Here is a 19,971-nt window from a genome sequence, read left to right as displayed (position 1 = left end):
GCCGGGCGGGCCGGCGTTCCGGCCCGCCCGGCAGTCGGGAGGCTCTAGGCCAGGCGACCGCGGATCGCCTCGGCCACGTCCGGCAGGGGCAGCGCCGTCTGCTCGCCGGACTCCATGTCCTTGAGCTGGACGACGCCCTCGGCCAGGTCCCGCTCGCCCGCGACGATCGTGAACCGCGCCCCCGACCGGTTCGCGCTCTTCATCGCACCCTTGAGGCCTCGGTTTCCGTACGCGAAGTCCGCCGCCACACCCTCGCGGCGCAACTGCGTGACGATCCCGAAGAGCACCCGCCGGGCCTCCTCGCCGAGCGGTACCGCGAAGACGCTGGTGGCCGCGGGCAGTTCGAGCTCGATGCCCTCCGCCTCCAGCGCGAGCACCGTACGGTCCACGCCGAGCGCCCAGCCGACCGACGGGAGCGCCGGACCGCCGATCATCTCGGACAGGCCGTCGTAGCGGCCGCCGCCGCCCACCGCGGACTGCGAGCCGAGTCCGTCGTGGACGAACTCGAAGGTGGTGCGGGTGTAGTAGTCGAGGCCGCGGACCAGCTTCTCGTCGTCCTCGTACACCACACCTGCCGCGGAGAGCAGGTCGCGCACCTCCTCGTGGTACGCCTTGCAGGCGTCGCACAGGTAGTCGCGCAGCACCGGGGCGCCGGTCAGCTGCTTCTGCACCTCGGGCCGCTTGTCGTCGAGGACCCGGAGCGGGTTGATCTCGATGCGGCGACGGGTCTCCTCGTCCAGGTCGAGCTCGCGCAGGAAGCCCTGGAGCGCGTCCCGGTAGACGGGGCGACACTCCTTGTCGCCCAGCGAGTTGAGCAGGATGCGGAAGTTCCGCAGGCCCAGCGTGCGGTACGCCTGGTCGGCCAGGATGATCAGCTCGGCGTCCAGCGCCGGATCCTCGGCGCCGATCGCCTCGGCACCGACCTGCGAGAAGTGCCGGTAGCGGCCCTTCTGCGGGCGCTCGTAGCGGTAGTACGAGCCGGAGTACCAGAGCTTCACGGGCAGGTTGCCGAGCTTGTGGAGGTTGGCCTCCAGCGCGGCGCGCAGCACGGACGCGGTGCCCTCGGGGCGCAGCGCCAGCTGGGAGCCGCCCTTGGTGGTGAGGGTGTACATCTCCTTGGTCACGATGTCGGTGGACTCACCGACACCGCGCGAGAAGAGGGCGACGTCCTCGAAGCCGGGCGTCTCGATGTAGCCGTAGCCGGAGTTCTTCAGGGGTTCGGCGATCGCCTCGCGCACCGCGAGGTACTTCGCGGAGTCGGGCGGGGTCAGGTCGTACGTGCCCTTGGGGGCCTTGAAGGTGCTCACGGAATTTCTCTCGTCACATTCCTCGTCGGGGCGCGTCCATACCGTGCAGATACGGATTCGAGGCGCGCTCGCGGCCGATGGTCGTCTGGGGGCCGTGGCCGGACAGCACCACGGTCGAGTCGTCGAGCGGCAGGCACACACGGGCCAGCGACTCGAGCAGCTCGGCGTGGTCGCCGCCGGGCAGGTCGGTGCGTCCGACGGAGCCGGCGAAGAGCAGGTCGCCCGAGAAGAGGATCTGCGGAACATCCGCGGCCTCGGGCATCCTGAACGTCACCGACCCCTTGGTATGGCCGGGCGCATGCGCGACACCGAATTCCAGACCGGCCAGCAACAGCTGGGCGCCGTCGCTCAGCTCCTTGACGTCGTCCGGCTCCCCCACCGTCAGCTCGCCCATGAGCGGCATCCCGATGGAGCGGCCGAGGGCCTTCTCCGGGTCGCTCATCATGTACCGGTCCTCCGGGTGGATCCAGGCAGGGACGTCGTGCGCGCCGCACACCGGGACGACCGAGGCGACATGGTCGATGTGGCCATGAGTCAGTACGACGGCGACGGGCTTCAGCCGATGCTTCTTCAGCGCTTCCTCGACTCCGGATGCGGCCTGATGGCCCGGGTCGATGATCACGCACTCCTCGCCTGCGGCCGGGGCGACCAGGTAACAGTTGGTCCCCCAGGCCCCGGCGGGGAACCCGGCAATGAGCACGATCGTCCTTAATGGTCGTCCGACGATGGATTGCGACTGAGAAGGCCGCGGCAGTTCAGAGCCTACCGGCGCTCCTCATTCCACAGCTAACCCATATACGGTACGGGGCAGCCCAGGCCTCATCACACGACCTACAAGGAGATCACCCGGTGGTCAGCAGCGATCAGCGGCGGCGGCAGCTCGCCAGGGAGAAGTTCGAGCGGCAGCAGCAGCGCCGGGAGGAGACCCGCCGCAGGACGAGGCGTCTGACGGTCGTCATCGCGTCCGTGGTGGCCGTGGCGGCGATCGTCGGGGTGGGCTCGTATCTCGCCCTCGACGGCGACGGCAAGAAGGACAAGAGCGATGCGGCCGCGAGCCCATCGGCCTCGCCGTCGGCGAGCGAGAGCAGCGCGCCCGAGCCCGCGCTGAAGATCGACAAAAAGGCGAAGTACACGATGTCGCTCAAGACGAGCCAGGGCGACATCGCGTTCGAGATGGACGCGGCGAAGACCCCGCACACCACGAACTCCTTCAAGTCGCTGGCCGACAAGGGCTTCTTCGACGGTACGAAGTGTCACCGGCTGACCACGCAGGGCATTTCCGTCCTGCAGTGCGGTGACCCCAAGGGCGACGGCACGGGCGGCCCCGGCTACACGATCCCGGACGAGAACCTGACCGCGCTGGGCAAGGCGGGCAAGGACGGCACGGTGACGTATCCGGCGGGCACGGTGGCGATGGCGAACACCGGCCAGGCGCACACCGGTGGCAGCCAGTTCTTCCTGGTGTACAAGGACAGCAAACTGCCGCCCAGCTACACCCCGTTCGGCACGATGGACGATGCCTCGCTGAAGGCGGTCAAGGACATCGGCGCGGCGGGTGTGGCCGGCGGTGCGGCTGACGGTGCGCCGAAGAAGGCCGTGAACATCTCGAAGGCCGCTGTCGACAAGTCGTGACGCGGCCGGGGCGGCCGGACCGGGCCGGCCGGTGGTGACGACGAAGGGCGGGCCGGATTATTTTCGGCCGCGCTGAGTGCGGACAGCCGGGCGGCCGGTCGCCTAGATTGGCGTTGTGCAGGGCGGGCGCTGCCCGCCCCAGGAAACTGTGGACGATGCCAGGGGGGCGAACCCTCTCGCAGGCATCAGGTGGAGGAGGCGCTGTGAGCAGCGACCCGTGGGGCCGTGTCGATGAGACAGGCACCGTGTACGTGCGTACAGCCGATGGCGAGCAGGTCGTCGGATCGTGGCAGGCGGGTTCCCCCGAGGAGGCTCTGGCCTACTTCGAGCGCAAGTACGAGGGCATTGTGGTCGAGATCGGCCTCCTCGAACGGCGGGTGAAGACCACCGACCTGTCGGCCAAGGACGCCACGACCGCCATCGAGCATCTGCGTCTGCAGGTGGACGAGCATCACGCCGTCGGTGACCTCGAAGCGCTGCGGGGGCGACTCGACGCGCTGGTCGCGACGGTCGACTCGCGGCGCGAGGAGCGCAAGGCCCAGAAGGCGAAGCAGACCGACGAGGCGAAGCACGCCAAGGAGGCACTGGTCGTTGAGGCCGAGGAGCTGGCGCAGAGCGAGCAGTGGCGCTCCGCGGGCGAGCGGCTCCGTGCGCTCGTCGACACGTGGAAGGGTCTGCCGCGCCTCGACCGCAAGTCCGACGACGAGCTGTGGCACCGTTTCTCGCACGCCCGCTCGGCGTTCTCCAAGCGCCGCAAGGCCCACTTCGCCTCGCTGGACGCCCAGCGCGAGGAGGCCCGCAAGGCCAAGGAGAAGCTGGTCGTCGAGGCCGAGTCGCTCACCGGCTCCACGGACTGGGGAACGACGGCCGCCCGCTATCGCGACCTGATGACGGAGTGGAAGGCGGCGGGCCGCGCCCAGCGCGAGGCCGAGGACGATCTGTGGAACCGGTTCCGCGGCGCTCAGGACGTCTTCTTCGCCGCCCGCAGCGAGGTCTTCGCCGAGCGGGACGCGGAGCAGGGCGAGAACCTCAAGCTCAAGGAGGAGCTCGCGGTCGAGGCCGAGAAGCTGGTGCCGGTGCAGGACCTGAAGGCGGCCAGGGCCGCGTTCCGGGCCATCAACGAGCGCTGGGAGGCCATCGGCCATGTGCCGCGTGACGCCCGCCCGAAGGTCGAGGGGCGGATGCACACGGTGGAGCGGGCGCTCCAGGAGGCCGAGGAGTCGGAGTGGCGCCGGACGAACCCGGAGGCGCGTGCGCGCGCCGCGGGTCTGACCGGTCAGCTGCAGGCGGCCGTGGACAAGCTGCGTACGCAGATCGACACGGCCCGCGCCTCGGGCAACAACGCCCGGGCCGACAAGCTGGCCAGGGAGCTCGAAGGCCGGCAGGCGCTGCTGGACCAGGCGCTGAAGGGCCTGGAGGAGTTCGGCGGCTAGCAGCACCCGCCGCTGTGACAAGGCCCCCTGTACACGTCCCGAGGGACGTGTACAGGGGGCCTCTCGTATGCGCGGAGTCCGTCGGTCAGGGCCTGCGGGCCGAGGTGACGCGGTAGACGTCGTAGACGCCCTCCACGCCCCGTACCGCCTTCAGCACGTGTCCGAGGTGCTTCGGGTCGCCCATCTCGAAGGTGAAGCGCGAGGTGGCCACCCGGTCCCGGGAGGTCTGGACGGCCGCCGACAGGATGTTGACGTGCTGGTCGGACAGGACGCGGGTGACGTCCGAGAGCAGCCGCGACCGGTCCAGGGCCTCGACCTGGATGGCGACCAGGAAGACCGAGGACTGGGTGGGCGCCCACTCGACCTCCAGGATCCGTTCCGGCTGCTGCGACAACGAGTCGACGTTGACGCAGTCGGCGCGGTGCACGGAGACACCGCTGCCGCGGGTGACGAAGCCGATGATCGGGTCGCCGGGGACGGGCGTACAACACCGGGCCAGTTTGACCCAGACGTCCTCGACACCCTTGACGACGACACCGGGGTCGGCGTTGGAGCGGCGCTTGCCGCGGCTGCGCGAGGGCGGCGAGCTCTCCGCGAGGTCCTCGTTGGCGGCGTCCTCGCCGCCGAGCGCCTGGACCAGCTTCTGTACGACACCGGCCGCGGCCACATGGCCCTCGCCGATCGCCGCGTACAGCGACGAGATGTCGGGGTAGCGCATCTCATGGGCGAGGGTGACCAGGGAGTCCCCGGTCAGGATGCGCTGGATCGGCAGATTCTGCTTGCGCATGGCGCGCGCGATGGCGTCCTTGCCCTGCTCGATCGCCTCGTCGCGGCGCTCCTTGGAGAACCAGGCGCGGATCTTGTTGCGGGCGCGGGGCGACTTGACGAAGCCCAGCCAGTCCCGGGAGGGCCCGGCTCCGGCCGCCTTGGAGGTGAAGACCTCCACCAGGTCGCCGTTGTCGAGAGTCGATTCGAGCGGTACGAGCCGCCCGTTGACCCGTGCCCCTATGGTCCGGTGGCCGACCTCCGTGTGCACGGCGTACGCGAAGTCGACCGACGTCGCACCCGCGGGGAGCGCTATGACGTCGCCCTTGGGCGTGAAGACGAAGACCTCGTTGCGGGAGAGGTCGAAACGCAGCGACTCCAGGAATTCGCTGGGGTCCTCGGTCTCCTTCTGCCAGTCCAGGAGCTGGCGCAGCCACGCCATGTCGTTGACGGTGTCCTGGCCGCGGCCGGTGTTCTTGGGTACGTCGGTGCGCACCTTGGAGGCGCCCGCGACGGCCTCCTGCTTGTACTTCCAGTGCGCGGCGATGCCGTACTCGGCGCGGCGGTGCATGTCGAACGTACGGATCTGCAGCTCGACGGGCTTGCCGCTGGGACCGATCACCGTGGTGTGCAGCGACTGGTACATGTTGAACTTGGGCATCGCGATGTAGTCCTTGAACCGGCCGGGGACCGGATTCCATCGCGCGTGGACGGTGCCGAGCGCCGCGTAACAGTCGCGGACGGTGTCGACGAGGACCCGAATGCCCACCAGGTCGTAGATCTCGGCGAAGTCCCGGCCCCGCACGATCATCTTCTGGTAGACGCTGTAGTAGTGCTTCGGCCTGCCGGTGACGGTGGCCTTGATCCGGGCGGCGCGCAGATCGGCCTGGACCTCGTCGGTCACTATGGCGAGGTATTCGTCGCGCTTGGGGGCCCGCTCGGCGACGAGGCGGACGATCTCGTCGTACATCTTGGGGTAGAGGATCGCGAAGGCGAGGTCCTCCAGCTCCCACTTGATGGTGTTCATGCCCAGGCGGTGTGCCAGGGGGGCGTAGATCTCAAGCGTCTCGCGGGCCTTCTTCTCCTGCTTCTCCCGCTTGAGGTAGCGCATGGTGCGCATGTTGTGCAGCCGGTCGGCGAGCTTGATGACGAGGACCCTGGGGTCCTTGGCCATGGCGACGACCATCTTGCGTACGGTCTCGGCCTGTGCGGCCTCGCCGAACTTGACCTTGTCCAGCTTGGTGACACCGTCGACGAGCAGGGCGACCTGGTCGCCGAAGTCCCGGCGCAGGGTGTCCAGGCCGTACTCGGTGTCCTCGACCGTGTCGTGCAGCAGTCCGGCCATCAGCGTCGCCGGGTCCATGCCCAGCTCGGCGAGGATCGTCGTGACGGCGAGCGGGTGCGTGATGTACGGGTCGCCGCTCTTGCGCTTCTGGCCGCGGTGCCAGCGCTCGGCGACCTGGTAGGCGCGCTCGATCTGGCGCAGCGTGGCGGTCTCGATCTTGGTGTCGTTGCTGCGGACGATGCGCAGCAGCGGTTCGAGCACCGGGTTGTACGGGCTGGAGCGCTGCCCACCGAGGCGGGCGAGCCTGGCCCGTACCCGGTTGGAGGAGCCGCCGGAGCGGGTCGTGGAAGCGGCCGGGGTGACCGGCTTCGCAGCGGGCTTCGCCGGGGGCTTCGGCGCGGACGCGGCCGGGGAGGCGGGGACGGCCGGCTGGGCGGACGAAGCGGGCGCGGGCCGCAGCGCCGGGGCGTCGGCCCGCTCCGGGCCCGTACCGGGCTCGGGGGCCGGGGGCTTCGGCTTCTCCGAGGCCTGCTTCTTCCCGGGCGTGACTGGGGCCGCCACCGGCTTGTCGGGCTGCGGGGCGGCGACTGGCTGGGCCTCGTCTGGCAAGAGCGCTCCTCATGCGGATCCGGATACCCGGAAAGGCCATCGTATCGACCCTGTGGCCGGTCCTCCCCCGGGGACCGTGAGAGCCCTCACAACGCGGGACGGGCACCCGCTTGTTCCCGGGTGCCCGTCTTTCGCGCATGAGCCGTTGCCACGTACGGTCCGCTGCTGCTCAGACCGTGATCAGAACCTCCAGCGGGGCGCCGTGCAGGCCCTGCTCCAGACGGGCGCGGCCGGGCAGGAAGCCGAGCTCCATGAGGACCGCGACGCCCGCGACCTCGGCACCGGCCCGCCGGATCAGTTCCAGCGAGGCCTCGGCGGTGCCACCGGTCGCGAGGATGTCGTCGATGACCATGATCCGGTCGTCGGCGGACAGATCCTCCGCGTGGATCTCGATCTCGGCGGTGCCGTACTCCAGCTCGTACGCCTGGCTGAGCGTGGCTCCGGGCAGCTTCCCCGCCTTGCGGACGGGTACGAAGCCGAGCCCGGCCCGGACCGCGACCGGGGCTGCCAGGATGAAGCCGCGCGCCTCAAGGCCGACGATCTTCGTGGCGCCGTGCCGTACGCACAGTTCCGCGAGGGTCTCCGTGAGGGCCGCGAACGCCGTCGGGTCCGCGAGCAGCGGGGTGATGTCCTTGAACATCACGCCCGGCTTCGGATAGTCCGGCACATCGCGGATCCGGCTGAGCAGGAGCTCGCGGGTGCTCTCGGTGGTGCTGCTGGTCATCGACGCTTCCCCGGGGTCCGGCCGTGACCCCTGGGGGGCTGCTGGCGCTGGCCGACAACCGCGGCGGCGGGCGTGACGTCCTCCGGGAAGTCGTCGTCCGACGGCTCGTCCTCGGCGGACTCGCCCTTGGCGGCGGCAGCCGAGCGCTTGGCGAGTACCCGCTTCTTCAGGGCCTTCATCTGCGGCTCGCGTTCCTTGAGGTCGGCAACCAGCGGAGTGGCGATGAAGATCGAGGAGTACGCACCGGCGGCGAGGCCGACGAACAGGGCCAGCGAGATGTCGTTCAGCATGCCGGCGCCGAGGACACCGCCACCGATGAACAGCAGACCGGCGACCGGCAGCAGGGCGACGACGGTGGTGTTGATGGAACGGACCAGCGTGCCGTTGATGGAACGGTTGGCGATCTCGCTGTACGTCCACCGGGTCTGCTTGGTGATCCCCTTCGTGCCCTCCTTGAGGCTGTCGAAGACGACGACCGTGTCGTAGAGGGAGTAACCGAGGATGGTCAGCAGACCGATCACGGTGCCCGGGGTGACCTCGAAGCCGACCAGGGCGTAGATGCCGACCGTGATGGTGATGTCGTGGATCAGCGCGACCAGAGCCGCGATCGCCATGCGCCACTCGAAGGCGATGGCCAGGTAGATCACCACGAGGACCATGAAGATCCCGAGGCCCGTCCAGGCCTTCTTGGCGATCTGCTCACCCCAGCTGGGGCCGACCAGGTCGGCGGCGATGTTCTCCGCCGGAACGTTGAGGTCCTTGGAGAGCTGGTCCTTGATCTGGTCGGACTTCGCGGTGTCGACCTCGGTGATCTGAATACGCAGACCACCCTTGCCGAGCTTCTGGACGATCGCCTGGTGGCCGGAGGCCTTCGTCGCGAAGTCCTCCGCCTGGGAGACGCTGACGCTTGTCTTCGGGGTGGTGAAGACCGCGCCGCCCTTGAACTCGATGCCCATGTTCAGGCCGCTGACCGCCAGGCCGACGATGGCCGTGATGGTGATCAGGATCGAGATCCCGTACCAGATCTTGCGCTTGCCGATGAAGTCGTAGCCGACCTCGCCGCGGTAGAGACGGGCGCCGAGACTGCCGAGTCGCGACATCTCACGCCTCCTTCGGGTCAGTGGGGGCGTTGACACGGCGCGAGCGGCGCAGCGGCGGCTTGGCGCCGAGCCGCTTCGGGTCCAGTCCGGACCACGGGTGACCGCTGGAGAAGAACTTCGTGCGGGCCATCAGCGTCATGACGGGCTTGGTGAAGAGGAACACCACGACCACGTCGAGCAGGGTGGTGAGACCCAGCGTGAAGGCGAAGCCCTGGACCTTGCCGACGGTGACCACGAAGAGCACCGCCGCGGCGAGGAACGACACGAAGTCGGAGACCAGGATGGTGCGCCGGGCGCGCGGCCAGGCGCGCTCGACGGCCGGGCGGAGCGTACGGCCCTCGCGGATCTCGTCGCGGATTCTCTCGAAGTACACGATGAAGGAGTCCGCGGTGATACCGATGGCCACGATGGCGCCACAGACCGCCGGGAGGTTCAGTGCGAAGCCGATGGCCGGGCCGAGCAGCGCCATGATCGTGTAGGTCAGGATGCCGGAGGCCAGGAGGCTCAGGAGCGCGATGAGCGCCAGTCCGCGGTAGTAGGCCACCAGGTAGATGACCACCAGGAACAGACCGATGGCGCCTGCGATCAGACCCGCCTGGAGCTGCTCGCCACCGAGCGCGGCGGTGACGGTGGTGGCGCTCTGCTCCTTGAACGAGAGCGGGAGCGCACCGTAGGAGAGCACGTTGGCCAGGTCCTCGGCGGACTGCTGGGTGAAGCTGCCGGAGATCTCGGCGCTGCCGCTGAGCGTCGTGTTCACCTGGGGCGCGGAGACGACATCGCCGTCCAGAACGATGGCGAACTGGTTCTGCGGGGGCTGCTGCGCGGAGAGCTTCTTGGTGATCGTCTGGAACTGCTTGGAGCCCTTCTTGGAGAACTCCATGTTGACGATCCACATGCCACGCGACTGATCGAAGTTGGCCTTGGCGTTGTCGACCTCGGTGCCGGACACCTCGGCCGGGCCGAGGACGTACTTGGCGTCGCCCTCGGAGCTGCACGCGACGACCATGGCTGTGGGCTTGGCGCCCAGTGCCGCCTTGGCGCGGGAAGCCTTCTTGGAGCAGTCGAGCGCCGCGAACTGCTTCTGCAGCTTGGCGGCGGCCGCCTCGTCCGCGGCGGAGGGAGCGGACGCGGAGGGCGACGGCGCAGCGGCGGCGGAGCCGCTCGCCTTGGGGCTCGGCGTGGTGTCGGCCTTGAGGCCGTCGGTGACCGCGCGGCCCTGCGTGGAGGCACTCGCGCTCGGCGTCGCCGACGCCTTCCCCTTGTCCGATCCCGAGGCGCTCGGGCTGGGCTTGCCGGACGACGAGGCGCTGGGCGTCGGGGTGGGCGTGCCCTGGGCGACGGTCAGCACCGGCCGGAAGTAGAGCTTGGCGGTGGTACCGACCTGCTCACGGGCCTGGGCGGAGTTCGTGCCCTTGGGGATGTTGACGATGATGTTGCGATCGCCCTGTGTCTGGACCTCGGCCTCGCTGACGCCCAGACCATTGACACGGCGGTTCATGATCTCGACCGCGGTGTCCATGTTGGTCTTGTTGATCGCCGATTCCTGGCCCGGCTCGCTCTTCGCCTCAAGCGTGATGGACGTGCCACCCGCCAGGTCGATGCCCAGTCGTGGGGTCGGCTGATCGGCCAGGAACATCCCGCCGGTGAGCGCGACCATGGCGATCAGGATCAGAGCCAGGGAACGCCCCGGCCTGCCCTGACCGCCGGCCGGCCCTCGGCTCTTCTTCGGTGCTGCCACCTTCTCGTTTCTCCCTGTCCAACCGCCCCGCGCCGGGTACGCGCCCGAGCGGCCACGAAGTGTAGTGGGGACCCGCCCCCGCAGAGGATCGCACGGTCCGGGGAGTGCCGGATGCCGGTGGGCTCACGGCATCCCCGGGTCGTGGGTTACTTCGCGTCGGCCTCGCCGTCGTTCTTGCCCTCGGACTTCTTGTCGGACTCGGCGTCCGTCGGCTCGGCGTCGTCGGCCTCGGCCTTCTTGCCCAGGTCGATCTTGGCGTCGTCCGAAGTGTCCTCGTCGGCCTCGGCGTCGGCCTCGGTCAGCGAGGAGGCGTCGTCCGGCACGACCGCGCCGTCGATGTCGAGGGCGTCATCGCCGTCGCCGTGGACGATGCGGTTGTACTCCGCGTCATCGAGGACGGCGCCGATGGCGTTCTTGGCGTAGATGGCGTGGACGCCGGGCGCGATCTCAAGGAGAACCGTGTCGTCGTGAAGCTCCTTGACGGTGGCGTACATGCCCCCGATCGTCCGGACGCCGGTGCCGGGCTGCATATCGTTGCGCATCTGGGCAGCGGCCGCCTGCTTCTTCTTGGCGGACCGCGTCATCAGGAACATGGCCCCGATGAGCACGATGAAGGGGAGGAGAGTCACGGGATTCACGGGACGAGTTTCCTTCGCACGACCGCGCTGGAGGGCGGCCTGATCTACGGGGGTGGGTTCACCGACCTGTACGGGCGGCATCGGCGGAGTCTAAGCGAGTCCGCATCGATGGAACAACGCCCGGCGTCGCTCGGTGGTTCCTGTCCGGGTGAACCTGTGACGCATCACGCCCCGAACAGGCCCTGTTGTCCCTTTCCGCCCTGCTGGGGAGGTACGAGGCCGAGGTGGGCCCAGGCCGCGGGTGTCGCGACGCGCCCCCTCGGCGTCCTGGCCAGCAGTCCTTCCCGCACCAGGAAGGGCTCCGCGACCTCCTCGACCGTCTCGCGCTCCTCGCCCACGGCTACCGCGAGGGTGGACAGCCCGACGGGTCCACCGCCGAAGAGCTTCAGCAGGGCGCCGAGCACCGCCCGGTCCAGCCGGTCCAGGCCGCGCGCGTCGACCTCGTACACCCTGAGGGCGGCGGAGGCGACGGCGCGGTCGATCCGTCCGTCGGCCTTGACCTGGGCGTAGTCCCGGACGCGGCGCAGCAGCCGGTTGGCGATACGGGGGGTGCCGCGGGAGCGTCCGGCGATCTCGGCGGCGCCGTCCACGTCTATCGCCACGTCGAGGAGTCGGGCGGAGCGGTGGATGACGCGTTCCAGCTCGGTGGGGGCGTAGAACTCCATATGGCCGGTGAAGCCGAAACGGTCGCGCAGCGGGGGCGGCAGAAGTCCGGCCCTGGTGGTGGCGCCGACCAGGGTGAAGGGCGGCAGTTCCAGCGGGATGGCGGTGGCTCCGGGGCCCTTGCCGACGATGACGTCGACCCGGAAGTCCTCCATCGCCATGTACAGCATCTCCTCGGCGGGCCGCGACATGCGGTGGATCTCGTCGAGGAAGAGGACCTCGCCCTCCTGGAGTGAGGAGAGAATGGCGGCAAGATCACCCGCATGCTGGATGGCGGGGCCCGAGGTGATCCGGATCGGTGCGTCCATCTCGGCAGCAATGATCATGGAGAGGGTGGTCTTGCCGAGGCCGGGGGCGCCGGAGAGCAGGACATGGTCGGCGGTGGCGCCGCGGGCCCTGGCCGCCTTGAGGACCAGGTCGAGCTGTTCGCGCACCTTTTCCTGGCCGACGAATTCGTCGAGGTCCTTCGGCCGCAGCGCCGCTTCGACCGCGGTGTCCTCGCCGTCCGCGTCGGCGTCGACGAGGCGCTCGTCGGTGTCGGGTCCGGTCTCGTCCCAGTTCATTCAGTCTGTCCCGCCTCGGGTGTTTCGGTGCCGTGCGGTGCCCGGCCCGGCGTCGGGGTCTCCCCCGGGGTGACGCGCTCCGGTCAGCGCGCGCGGTTGAGGGTCTGCAGCGCGGCGCGCAGCAGCTGCGGCACGGGGGCCTGCCCGCCATCGGCCAGGGCCGCCTCGGCCTGCGGGGCGACAGCGGTGACCGCTTCGTCGGCCTCTCGGGTGGCGTAGCCGAGACCGATCAGAGCCGCCTGCAGCTGATCGCGCCAGGAGGAGGTGACGGCGGTGCCGATGCCCTGCTGGCCGATGTGGGCGCCGACGGGCTCGCCGAGTCTGTCCTTCAGTTCGAGGAGGAGTTTCTGCGCGCCCTTCTTGCCGATGCCCGAGACGGCGGTGAGCGCCTTCTCGTCGCCGGTGGCGACCGCGATCCGCAGGGCGTCCGGACTGTGGGTGGCGAGCATGGCCTGGGCGAGCCGGGGTCCGACTCCGCTGGCGGTCTGGAGCAGCTCGAAGATCTGCCGCTCGTCGTCGTCGGCGAAGCCGTAGAGGGTGAGCGAGTCCTCCCGTACGACGAGGGAGGTGGCCAGCCTGGCCTCCTTGCCGATCCGGAGGCCGGCGAGGGTGTTCGGCGTGCACTGGACGGCCATGCCGATGCCGCCGACCTCGATCACGGCCGTGGTCGGGGCGAGTGCGGCCACGGGGCCGCTGACGAAGGCGATCATCGGGGGACCTTCCGGACGGGGACTGCGGGTGTACGGGGAACGCGCGGGATACGAGCTGGTGCTGCGGCGGCTGCCGCGTGTGCCTGCTGGAGGCGGTTGACGGCGGGGGCGCGCCAGATGTGGCAGATGGCAAGCGCGAGGGCGTCGGCCGCGTCGGCGGGTTTCGGCGGGGCGTCGAGCCGCAGCAGCCGGGTGACCATGGCGCCGACCTGCGCCTTGTCGGCACGACCGCTGCCGGTGACGGCCGCCTTGACCTCACTGGGGGTGTGCAGGGCAACCGGTATGCCGCGCCGGGACGCGCAGAGCATGGCGACCGCGCTGGCCTGGGCGGTGCCCATCACCGTACGGACGTTGTGCTGGCTGAACACCCGCTCCACGGCGACGAATTCGGGCCGGTACTCGTCGAGCCATTCCTCGATGCCGCGCTCGATGGCGACCAGCCGGTGGCCGAGCTCCGCATCGGCCGGGGTGCGGACGACTCCGACGCCGAGCATCGTCAGAGGCCGGCCGACGACGCCTTCGACGACGCCGACACCGCACCGGGTCAGACCCGGGTCGACGCCGAGTACCCGCATGGGAGGCCCCCTCCGTACCGATCGGTCAACTGTTCCCGCAGGCTATCGGCTCGCACTGACAATGCGACGGGCCGACGGGGTGTGTCCCCGTCGGCCCGTGCGTGAAGGCTGTGCTGAGCGCGGCTCAGGCGTCGACCTTCTCCATGACCTCGTCCGAGACATCGAAGTTGGCGAAGACGTTCTGCACGTCGTCGCTGTCCTCCAGCGCGTCGATCAGCTTGAAGATCTTGCGCGCGCCCTCCTCGTCCAGCTCGACCTGCATGGTCGGCAGGAAGTTGGCCTCGGCGGAGTCGTAGTCGATGCCGGTCTGCTGGAGCGCGGTACGGACCGCGACCATGTCGGTGGCCTCGCTGACGACCTCGTAGGTGTCACCGAGGTCGTTGACCTCCTCGGCGCCCGCGTCGAGGACGGCACCCAGGACGTCGTCCTCGGTCAGCTCGCCCTTGGGGACGATGACGACACCCTTGCGGTTGAAGAGGTACGAGACCGAACCCGGGTCGGCCATCGAACCGCCGTTGCGGGTCATCGCGACACGCACGTCGGATGCGGCACGGTTGCGGTTGTCGGTGAGGCACTCGATGAGCACCGCGACACCGTTCGGGCCGTAACCCTCGTACATGATCGTCTGGTAGTCGACGCCGCCCGCTTCGAGACCGCCACCGCGCTTGACCGCGGAGTCGATGTTCTTGTTCGGTACGGAGCTCTTCTTCGCCTTCTGGATCGCGTCCACGAGGGTCGGGTTTCCCTCGGGGTCCACACCGCCGGTGCGCGCCGCGACCTCGATGTTCTTGATCAGCTTCGCGAAGAGCTTGCCGCGCTTGGCATCAATCACGGCCTTCTTGTGCTTCGTCGTAGCCCATTTAGAGTGGCCGGACATCTGCCTTCTCCTTCGCGTCACCAAAAACGATCCGAACCCGAGAGATCCTACCGGGATCGAGTCAGCCGACGGCGCGCACCATGTCCACGAACAACGCGTGAACCCGATGGTCCCCGGTCAGTTCCGGGTGGAAGGACGTCGCCAGGGCGTTTCCCTGACGTACGGCGACGATGTGACCACCGTGCTCCGCCACCACCTTGGCCTGCGCGCCGACCGATTCCACCCACGGGGCGCGGATGAACACGCCCTCGACCGGGCCGTCCTCGATACCGGCGACCTCGACGGCCGCCTCGAAGGACTCGTTCTGCCGCCCGAAGGCGTTACGTCGCACGATCATGTCGATCCCGCCGACCGTCTCCTGGCCCGAGCGCGGGTCGAGGATCTTGTCGGCGAGCAGGATCATTCCGGCGCAGGTGCCGTAGACCGGCATCCCGTCCCGCACTCGCTCGCGCAAAGGTTCCAGCATGCCGAACAGGGAGGCCAGCTTGGACATCGTGGTGGATTCGCCACCGGGTATGACCAGGCCGTCGACCTCGGCGAGTTCCTCGGGACGCCGGACCGGCCTGGCCAGGGCATCCGCCGAGGCCAGGGCGATCAGGTGTTCCCGTACGTCGCCCTGGAGAGCCAGGACTCCGATCACAGGGGTGTCGCTCATCAGTGACTACCAGCCACGGTTGGCGTAGCGCTCGGCCTCGGGCAGGGTGTCGCAGTTGATGCCGACCATGGCCTCGCCCAGGTTCCGGGAGGCGTCCGCGATGATCTTCGGGTCGTCGTAGAAGGTGGTGGCCTTCACGATGGCGGCGGCGCGCTTGGCCGGGTCGCCGGACTTGAAGATGCCGGAGCCGACGAAGACGCCCTCGGCGCCGAGCTGGCGCATCAGCGCGGCGTCGGCGGGGGTGGCGACGCCGCCCGCGGAGAACAGTACGACGGGCAGCTTGCCGAGCTCGGCGACCTCCTTGACCAGCTCGTACGGGGCGCGGAGCTCCTTGGCGGCGGCGTACAGCTCGTTGTTGTCGTAGCCGCGCAGGCGAGCGATCTCGTTCTTGATCTGGCGCAGGTGACGGACCGCCTCGACGACGTTTCCGGTGCCGGCCTCGCCCTTCGAACGGATCATGGCCGCGCCCTCGGCGATACGGCGCAGGGCCTCGCCCAGGTTGGTGGCGCCGCAGACGAACGGGGTGGTGAAGGCGAACTTGTCGCTGTGGTTGACCTCGTCGGCCGGGGTGAGGACCTCGGACTCGTCGATGTAGTCGACACCGAGGGACTGCAGGACCTGGGCCTCGACGAAGTGCCCGATGCGGGACTTCGCCATCACCGGGATGGAGACGGCCTCGATGATCTCCTCGATCATGTTCGGGTCCGACATCCGGGCCACGCCGCCGTCCTTGCGGATGTCGGCCGGCACCCGCTCCAGGGCCATGACAGCCACGGCGCCCGCGTCCTCGGCGATCTTCGCCTGCTCGGCATTGACGACGTCCATGATCACGCCGCCCTTGAGCTGCTCGGCCATGCCGCGCTTGACGCGGGCGGTGCCGATGGCCGGGGAGTCGGCGGACTGCGGGGTGGTGGGAAGCGTGGACACGGATCGACCTCACTCGGAGAAAAAGTTGCTGAAAGCGCTGATTGGTGCACTGCTGAGCAAACTCTCCGGGACCAGTCCACAGCAAGGGCCAATGGAAGGCCGGTGGATCATTTTGAACGGGTACGGCACAGGTTGTGAGCCCGGTCACGTACGAGAGCGGCCCGCCGGATCAGCTGACGGGGCGGTCCGCCAGGGCGACCGGTGGTTCGTCGTCCATCTCGAAGGCGAGCGGGAACGGGGCGTGCCCGGCCAGCCTGAACCACCGCACCGTACGGTGCCGGCGCAGCGCACGCGCCGCGCGCACCGCGTCGTTGTGGAACCGCCGCGCCATCGGGACCCGGCGCACGGCTGCGGCGAGTTCGAACGCCGCCTCCTCGCCGCCGGGGATCTCCTTCACGGACTCCACCTGCGCCGTCTCACCGAACACCGCCCGCAGTGCGGTGCTCAGCTCACTCTCCGCGACCTCGCGGTTCTCCTCCTCCGCCTGGCGGGCGGCGTGCGCGGCCTCGTACAGCACGATGGACGCGGCCGGGTCGAGGACACCCGATGTCGCCAGTTCCTGGGTGACCGAGGCGCGGCGCAGGAGCTGTGCGTCGAGGGCGGCGCGGGCGGCGTCGATGCGGGCGTGCAGCCGGTCCAGCCGGCCGGCGGTCCAGCTGAGGTACATACCGATCGCGACAATCGCGACGGCGATCCAGATGAGGGTTTCGATCACGGGCGGCAAGGCTACCGTCGGGGCACAGGTGGTGTGGCCGTCCGGCCCGGGGTACGGGGCGGGTGCGGGCTACCGGCCAGGGCGGGCCGACTCGGTTGCCGCCGGGGCGCTGCCCCGGGCCCCGGTCCTCAATCGCCGGCCGGGCTTGATGGACAACGCACATCACCCGGGCTCGAATTGCCGCCCGAACCACCCGACCGGCTCGATGCGCAACGCAGATCGCCGGACGGGCCCTAGTCCCGCGCCAGTCCGAAGCGTGCGCGCAGACCCGTGCGTTCGTCGGCCGCCACCGACGCCGCGCCGTCCGTCACCGTCTCGTACACCGCAAGGATGTCCGCCCCGACCGTCGACCAGTCGAAGCGCCGCACGTGCGCGGTTCCCCGGTCGCGCAGCTCCGTACGCCGCTCCGGGTCGCCGAGCAGCCGGATCGCCGCCGACGCCAGCGCGTCGGCATCCTCGTTGGTGAAGAGTTCGCCCGCCGCGCCCAGGTCCAGGACCTGCGCGAACGCGTCCAGATCGCTGGCCAGGACCGGCGCGCCGGCCGACATCGCCTCGACCAGGATGATCCCGAAACTCTCGCCGCCCGTATTGGGTGCGACGTACACATCGACGCTGCGCAGCAGCCGCGCCTTGTCCTCGTCGCTCACCATGCCGAGGAATTCGACGCGCCCGCGCATCTCCTCGGGCAGGGAGGCAACGGCCTCCACCTCGTCGCCGCGGCCCGCCACCAGCAGCCTGGCGTCCGGACGTGCGGCAAGGATCGCGGGCAGCGCCCTCATCAGGACGGGCAGGCCCTTGCGGGGCTCGTCGATGCGCCCGATGAAGCCGATGGTGCCGCCCTGCCACTCGGCCTTGGGCTCGGCTCCGGCGAAGAAACCGACGTCGACCCCGTTCGGGATGACGACCGCGTCGCCGCCCAGGTGCTCGACCAGGGTCCGGCGTGCGTACTCGCTCACCGCGATGCGCGCGCTGATCTTCTCCAGCGCGGGCTGAAGGATCGGGTACGCGGCGATCATGGCCCGGGAGCGCGGGTTGGAGGTGTGGAACGTGGCGACGATCGGCCCCTGCGCGGCCCAGCAGGCGAGCAGCCCCAGCGACGGCGAGGTCGGCTCATGGATGTGGATCACGTCGAAGGTGCCGTCGTGCAGCCAGCGGCGCACCCGGGCGGCCGACAGGAAGCCGAAGTTCAGCCGGGCCACGGAGCCGTTGTACGGGACGGGCACGGCCCGGCCCGCCGAGACCACGTACGGCGGCAGCGGTGTCTCGTCGTCGGCGGGCGCCAGCACCGACACCTGATGCCCCAGACGGATCAGGTGTTCGGCCAGGTCCCGGATGTGGAACTGCACACCGCCGGGTACGTCCCAGGAGTACGGGCAGACGATGCCGATCTTCATGGCCGGTCCTCCCGGTTCTCCAGGTCGGCCAGCCAGAGCCGTTGCAGCATGTGCCAGTCCTCCGGATGCTCGGCGATCCCGACGGCGAAGGCATCGGCCAGCGCCTGTGTCATCGAGGACGTCTTCTCCGTACGGCTGCCTGACTCGGGCACCTCGACCGGCGGATGGATTCGCGCCTTCATCACGGGCGTGTCGTCGTACGAGAGTGTCACCGGCAGCAGCAGCGCCCCGGTCTGCTGGGCCAGCAGCGCCGGTCCCGCGGGCATGCGCGCGGTGTCGCCGAAGAACTTCACCTCGACGCCGGAGGCCGACAGATCACGGTCGGCGACCAGACAGACCAGGCCGCCCGCACGCAGCCGCCGCGCCAGGGTGCCGAAGGCGGCGCCGCCGCTGTGCGGCAGGACCTCCATGCCGAGACCCTCGCGGTAGGCCACGAACCGGTCGTACAGCGTCTCGGGCTTGAGCCGCTCGGCGACCGTGGTGAAGGGCACCCTGAGATCGGTGGTGACCCAGGCTCCGGCCAGGTCCCAGTTCCCCAGGTGCGGCAGGGCGAGGATGACACCGCGGCCGGTGTCCAGCCCGTCGGTCAGCCGGTGCGCGTCCGTCACGTCTATGGACGCCTTGATCCGTGCCGGACTCCAGGTAGGCAGCCGGAACGACTCCATCCAGTAGCGCATGTACGAGCGCATCCCGGCCTTGGAGAGCGCGGCGAGCCGGGCCGGGGAAGCCCCGGGCACGACCCGCGCCAGATTCGACTCCAGCCGCAGCACACTCTTGCCCCGCCGCTTCCACACCTGGTCGGCGATGGTGCGGAAGAAGGCGCGGGCAACCGGTTCGGGGAGCTTTTTGACAGCGGTCCAGCCGAGCCCGTACAGCCCGTCGGTCAGCCGGTCCCGCAGGCCGGTCTGCGTGTCACCCGGTGCGCCGCTCACTGTGCGGCCCCGCTCCCCCGGTCCGCAGCGGCGGCCTCGGCCGCGTCGGCCTGTGCGGACTCGCGGCGCACGGTCACGACCCGCTGCACGAGCGTCACCAGGCTGCCCACCGCGACGATCCACAGCGCGATCGGCAGCAGGATCTGGATCCCGGGGACACCGAACTTGTGGAGACCGGCCAATCCGGCCGCGACCAGCGAGATGACCAGCCGCTCGGCGCGCTCCACGAGACCGTTGACCGCGACCGGCAGCCCGATCGACTCACCGCGCGCCTTCGTGTACGAGACCACCTGGCCGCTCGCCAGGCAGAAGATCGCGACCGCGCACATCACGTTGTCGTCGCCGTTGCCCGCGTACCAGAGCGCGAACCCGCCGAAGATCGCCCCGTCGGCGACCCGGTCCAGGGTCGAGTCCAGGAACGCGCCCCAACGGCTGGAGATACCGGCCTGCCGGGCCATATTGCCGTCGACGAGGTCGGAGAAGACGAAGATCGTGATGACGATCGTGCCCCAGAAGAACTCCCCCATCGGGAAGAAGACCAGCGCACCTGCCATCACCCCGGCCGTACCGATCAGAGTGACCGCGTCAGGGCTCACGCCGAGACGGAGCAACAGCGCGGCGAACGGTGTGAGGACACGCGTAAAAAATGCACGCGCGTACTTGTTCAGCATGGCCTTCCCGAGGGTCGGTGGGCCGAGCGGCCCCTACGGCCACCGGCTGGCCCATCGT

Annotated in this window: 19 protein-coding genes; 2 read left to right on the top strand and 17 right to left on the bottom strand. The window is 69.6% G+C overall.

The window, feature by feature from the left end; translation table 11 throughout:
* Positions 1–44 precede the first annotated feature (44 nt).
* Together hisS and ACGFU7_RS14160 are read right to left on the bottom strand one after the other, a co-directional pair.
* Complete coding sequence (gene hisS / locus ACGFU7_RS14165) at positions 45–1,307, bottom strand: histidine--tRNA ligase (protein ID WP_393695490.1); 1,263 nt, start codon at positions 1,305–1,307, stop codon at positions 45–47.
* Between the two features lie 13 nt (positions 1,308–1,320).
* Positions 1,321–2,007 (bottom strand): MBL fold metallo-hydrolase, encoded by a 687-nt coding sequence (locus ACGFU7_RS14160; protein ID WP_393695488.1) that lies wholly within the window; start codon positions 2,005–2,007, stop codon positions 1,321–1,323.
* A gap of 149 nt (positions 2,008–2,156) precedes the next feature.
* On the opposite strand from ACGFU7_RS14160, the gene ACGFU7_RS14155 reads away from it, so the two are divergent.
* Entirely contained in the window at positions 2,157–2,939 is a 783-nt protein-coding gene (locus tag ACGFU7_RS14155; RefSeq protein WP_393695486.1) for a peptidylprolyl isomerase, read from the top strand.
* Positions 2,940–3,142: 203 nt separating this feature from the next.
* Positions 3,143–4,372: a DUF349 domain-containing protein gene (locus ACGFU7_RS14150; RefSeq protein ID WP_393695484.1), complete on the top strand. Its 1,230-nt coding sequence runs from the start codon at positions 3,143–3,145 to the stop codon at positions 4,370–4,372.
* 85 nt (positions 4,373–4,457) lie between these two features.
* On the opposite strand, the gene ACGFU7_RS14145 is transcribed toward ACGFU7_RS14150, so the two are convergent.
* The 15 genes from ACGFU7_RS14145 to pgsA form a co-directional block, all read right to left on the bottom strand.
* Entirely contained in the window at positions 4,458–7,031 is a 2,574-nt protein-coding gene (locus ACGFU7_RS14145) for a RelA/SpoT family protein (protein WP_393695482.1), read from the bottom strand.
* Positions 7,032–7,200: 169 nt separating this feature from the next.
* Complete coding sequence (locus ACGFU7_RS14140) at positions 7,201–7,755, bottom strand: adenine phosphoribosyltransferase (RefSeq protein WP_393695481.1); 555 nt, start codon at positions 7,753–7,755, stop codon at positions 7,201–7,203.
* A complete protein-coding gene (gene secF, locus ACGFU7_RS14135) occupies positions 7,752–8,855 on the bottom strand; it encodes a protein translocase subunit SecF (RefSeq protein ID WP_393695479.1) in 1,104 nt (367 codons plus the stop codon). Before secF ends, ACGFU7_RS14140 begins: the two co-directional genes overlap by 4 nt.
* 1 nt (position 8,856) lies before the next feature.
* Entirely contained in the window at positions 8,857–10,593 is a 1,737-nt protein-coding gene (gene secD / locus ACGFU7_RS14130; protein WP_393695477.1) for a protein translocase subunit SecD, read from the bottom strand.
* 146 nt (positions 10,594–10,739) lie between these two features.
* Complete coding sequence (yajC, locus tag ACGFU7_RS14125; protein ID WP_393695476.1) at positions 10,740–11,231, bottom strand: preprotein translocase subunit YajC; 492 nt, start codon at positions 11,229–11,231, stop codon at positions 10,740–10,742.
* 164 nt (positions 11,232–11,395) lie between these two features.
* Entirely contained in the window at positions 11,396–12,457 is a 1,062-nt protein-coding gene (gene ruvB / locus ACGFU7_RS14120; RefSeq protein WP_393695474.1) for a Holliday junction branch migration DNA helicase RuvB, read from the bottom strand.
* A gap of 83 nt (positions 12,458–12,540) precedes the next feature.
* On the bottom strand, positions 12,541–13,167 hold the full coding sequence (ruvA, locus tag ACGFU7_RS14115; protein WP_393695472.1) for a Holliday junction branch migration protein RuvA: 627 nt from the start codon (positions 13,165–13,167) through the stop codon (positions 12,541–12,543).
* Entirely contained in the window at positions 13,164–13,742 is a 579-nt protein-coding gene (ruvC, locus tag ACGFU7_RS14110; protein ID WP_393695470.1) for a crossover junction endodeoxyribonuclease RuvC, read from the bottom strand. Before ruvC ends, ruvA begins: the two co-directional genes overlap by 4 nt.
* A 124-nt stretch (positions 13,743–13,866) precedes the next feature.
* Entirely contained in the window at positions 13,867–14,619 is a 753-nt protein-coding gene (locus tag ACGFU7_RS14105; RefSeq protein WP_393695468.1) for a YebC/PmpR family DNA-binding transcriptional regulator, read from the bottom strand.
* A gap of 61 nt (positions 14,620–14,680) precedes the next feature.
* A complete protein-coding gene (gene pdxT / locus ACGFU7_RS14100; protein ID WP_326764560.1) occupies positions 14,681–15,274 on the bottom strand; it encodes a pyridoxal 5'-phosphate synthase glutaminase subunit PdxT in 594 nt (197 codons plus the stop codon).
* Positions 15,275–15,280: 6 nt separating this feature from the next.
* Entirely contained in the window at positions 15,281–16,201 is a 921-nt protein-coding gene (pdxS, locus tag ACGFU7_RS14095; RefSeq protein ID WP_393695466.1) for a pyridoxal 5'-phosphate synthase lyase subunit PdxS, read from the bottom strand.
* Between the two features lie 169 nt (positions 16,202–16,370).
* Positions 16,371–16,868: a hypothetical protein gene (locus ACGFU7_RS14090; RefSeq protein WP_382901677.1), complete on the bottom strand. Its 498-nt coding sequence runs from the start codon at positions 16,866–16,868 to the stop codon at positions 16,371–16,373.
* A 281-nt stretch (positions 16,869–17,149) separates the two neighbouring features.
* Positions 17,150–18,310, bottom strand: coding sequence for a glycosyltransferase family 4 protein (locus tag ACGFU7_RS14085; RefSeq protein WP_393695464.1), 1,161 nt, complete (start codon positions 18,308–18,310; stop codon positions 17,150–17,152).
* Entirely contained in the window at positions 18,307–19,242 is a 936-nt protein-coding gene (locus tag ACGFU7_RS14080) for a phosphatidylinositol mannoside acyltransferase (RefSeq protein ID WP_393695462.1), read from the bottom strand. Before ACGFU7_RS14080 ends, ACGFU7_RS14085 begins: the two co-directional genes overlap by 4 nt.
* Positions 19,239–19,913: a phosphatidylinositol phosphate synthase gene (gene pgsA, locus ACGFU7_RS14075; RefSeq protein WP_393695460.1), complete on the bottom strand. Its 675-nt coding sequence runs from the start codon at positions 19,911–19,913 to the stop codon at positions 19,239–19,241. Before pgsA ends, ACGFU7_RS14080 begins: the two co-directional genes overlap by 4 nt.
* Positions 19,914–19,971: the final 58 nt, after the last annotated feature.

Origin of the sequence: Streptomyces sp. NPDC048473, from assembly GCF_043200155.1 — a bacterium.
Classification (GTDB): Bacteria; Actinomycetota; Actinomycetes; order Streptomycetales; family Streptomycetaceae; genus Streptomyces.
This window is presented reverse-complemented; position numbering and strand designations above follow the sequence as displayed.

Bases quoted from the DNA above. Each gene is read 5' to 3' on its own strand.
- ACGFU7_RS14085 (WP_393695464.1), bottom strand. From the start codon at position 18,310: ATGAAGATCGGCATCGTCTGCCCGTACTCCTGGGACGTACCCGGCGGT.
- ruvB (WP_393695474.1), bottom strand. From the start codon at position 12,457: ATGAACTGGGACGAGACCGGACCCGACACCGACGAGCGCCTCGTCGAC.
- ruvA (WP_393695472.1), bottom strand. From the start codon at position 13,167: ATGATCGCCTTCGTCAGCGGCCCCGTGGCCGCACTCGCCCCGACCACG.
- ACGFU7_RS14140 (WP_393695481.1), bottom strand. From the start codon at position 7,755: ATGACCAGCAGCACCACCGAGAGCACCCGCGAGCTCCTGCTCAGCCGG.
- ACGFU7_RS14105 (WP_393695468.1), bottom strand. From the start codon at position 14,619: ATGTCCGGCCACTCTAAATGGGCTACGACGAAGCACAAGAAGGCCGTG.
- ruvC (WP_393695470.1), bottom strand. From the start codon at position 13,742: ATGCGGGTACTCGGCGTCGACCCGGGTCTGACCCGGTGCGGTGTCGGC.
- pgsA (WP_393695460.1), bottom strand. From the start codon at position 19,913: ATGCTGAACAAGTACGCGCGTGCATTTTTTACGCGTGTCCTCACACCG.
- pdxT (WP_326764560.1), bottom strand. From the start codon at position 15,274: ATGAGCGACACCCCTGTGATCGGAGTCCTGGCTCTCCAGGGCGACGTA.
- secF (WP_393695479.1), bottom strand. From the start codon at position 8,855: ATGTCGCGACTCGGCAGTCTCGGCGCCCGTCTCTACCGCGGCGAGGTC.
- ACGFU7_RS14090 (WP_382901677.1), bottom strand. From the start codon at position 16,868: ATGTACCTCAGCTGGACCGCCGGCCGGCTGGACCGGCTGCACGCCCGC.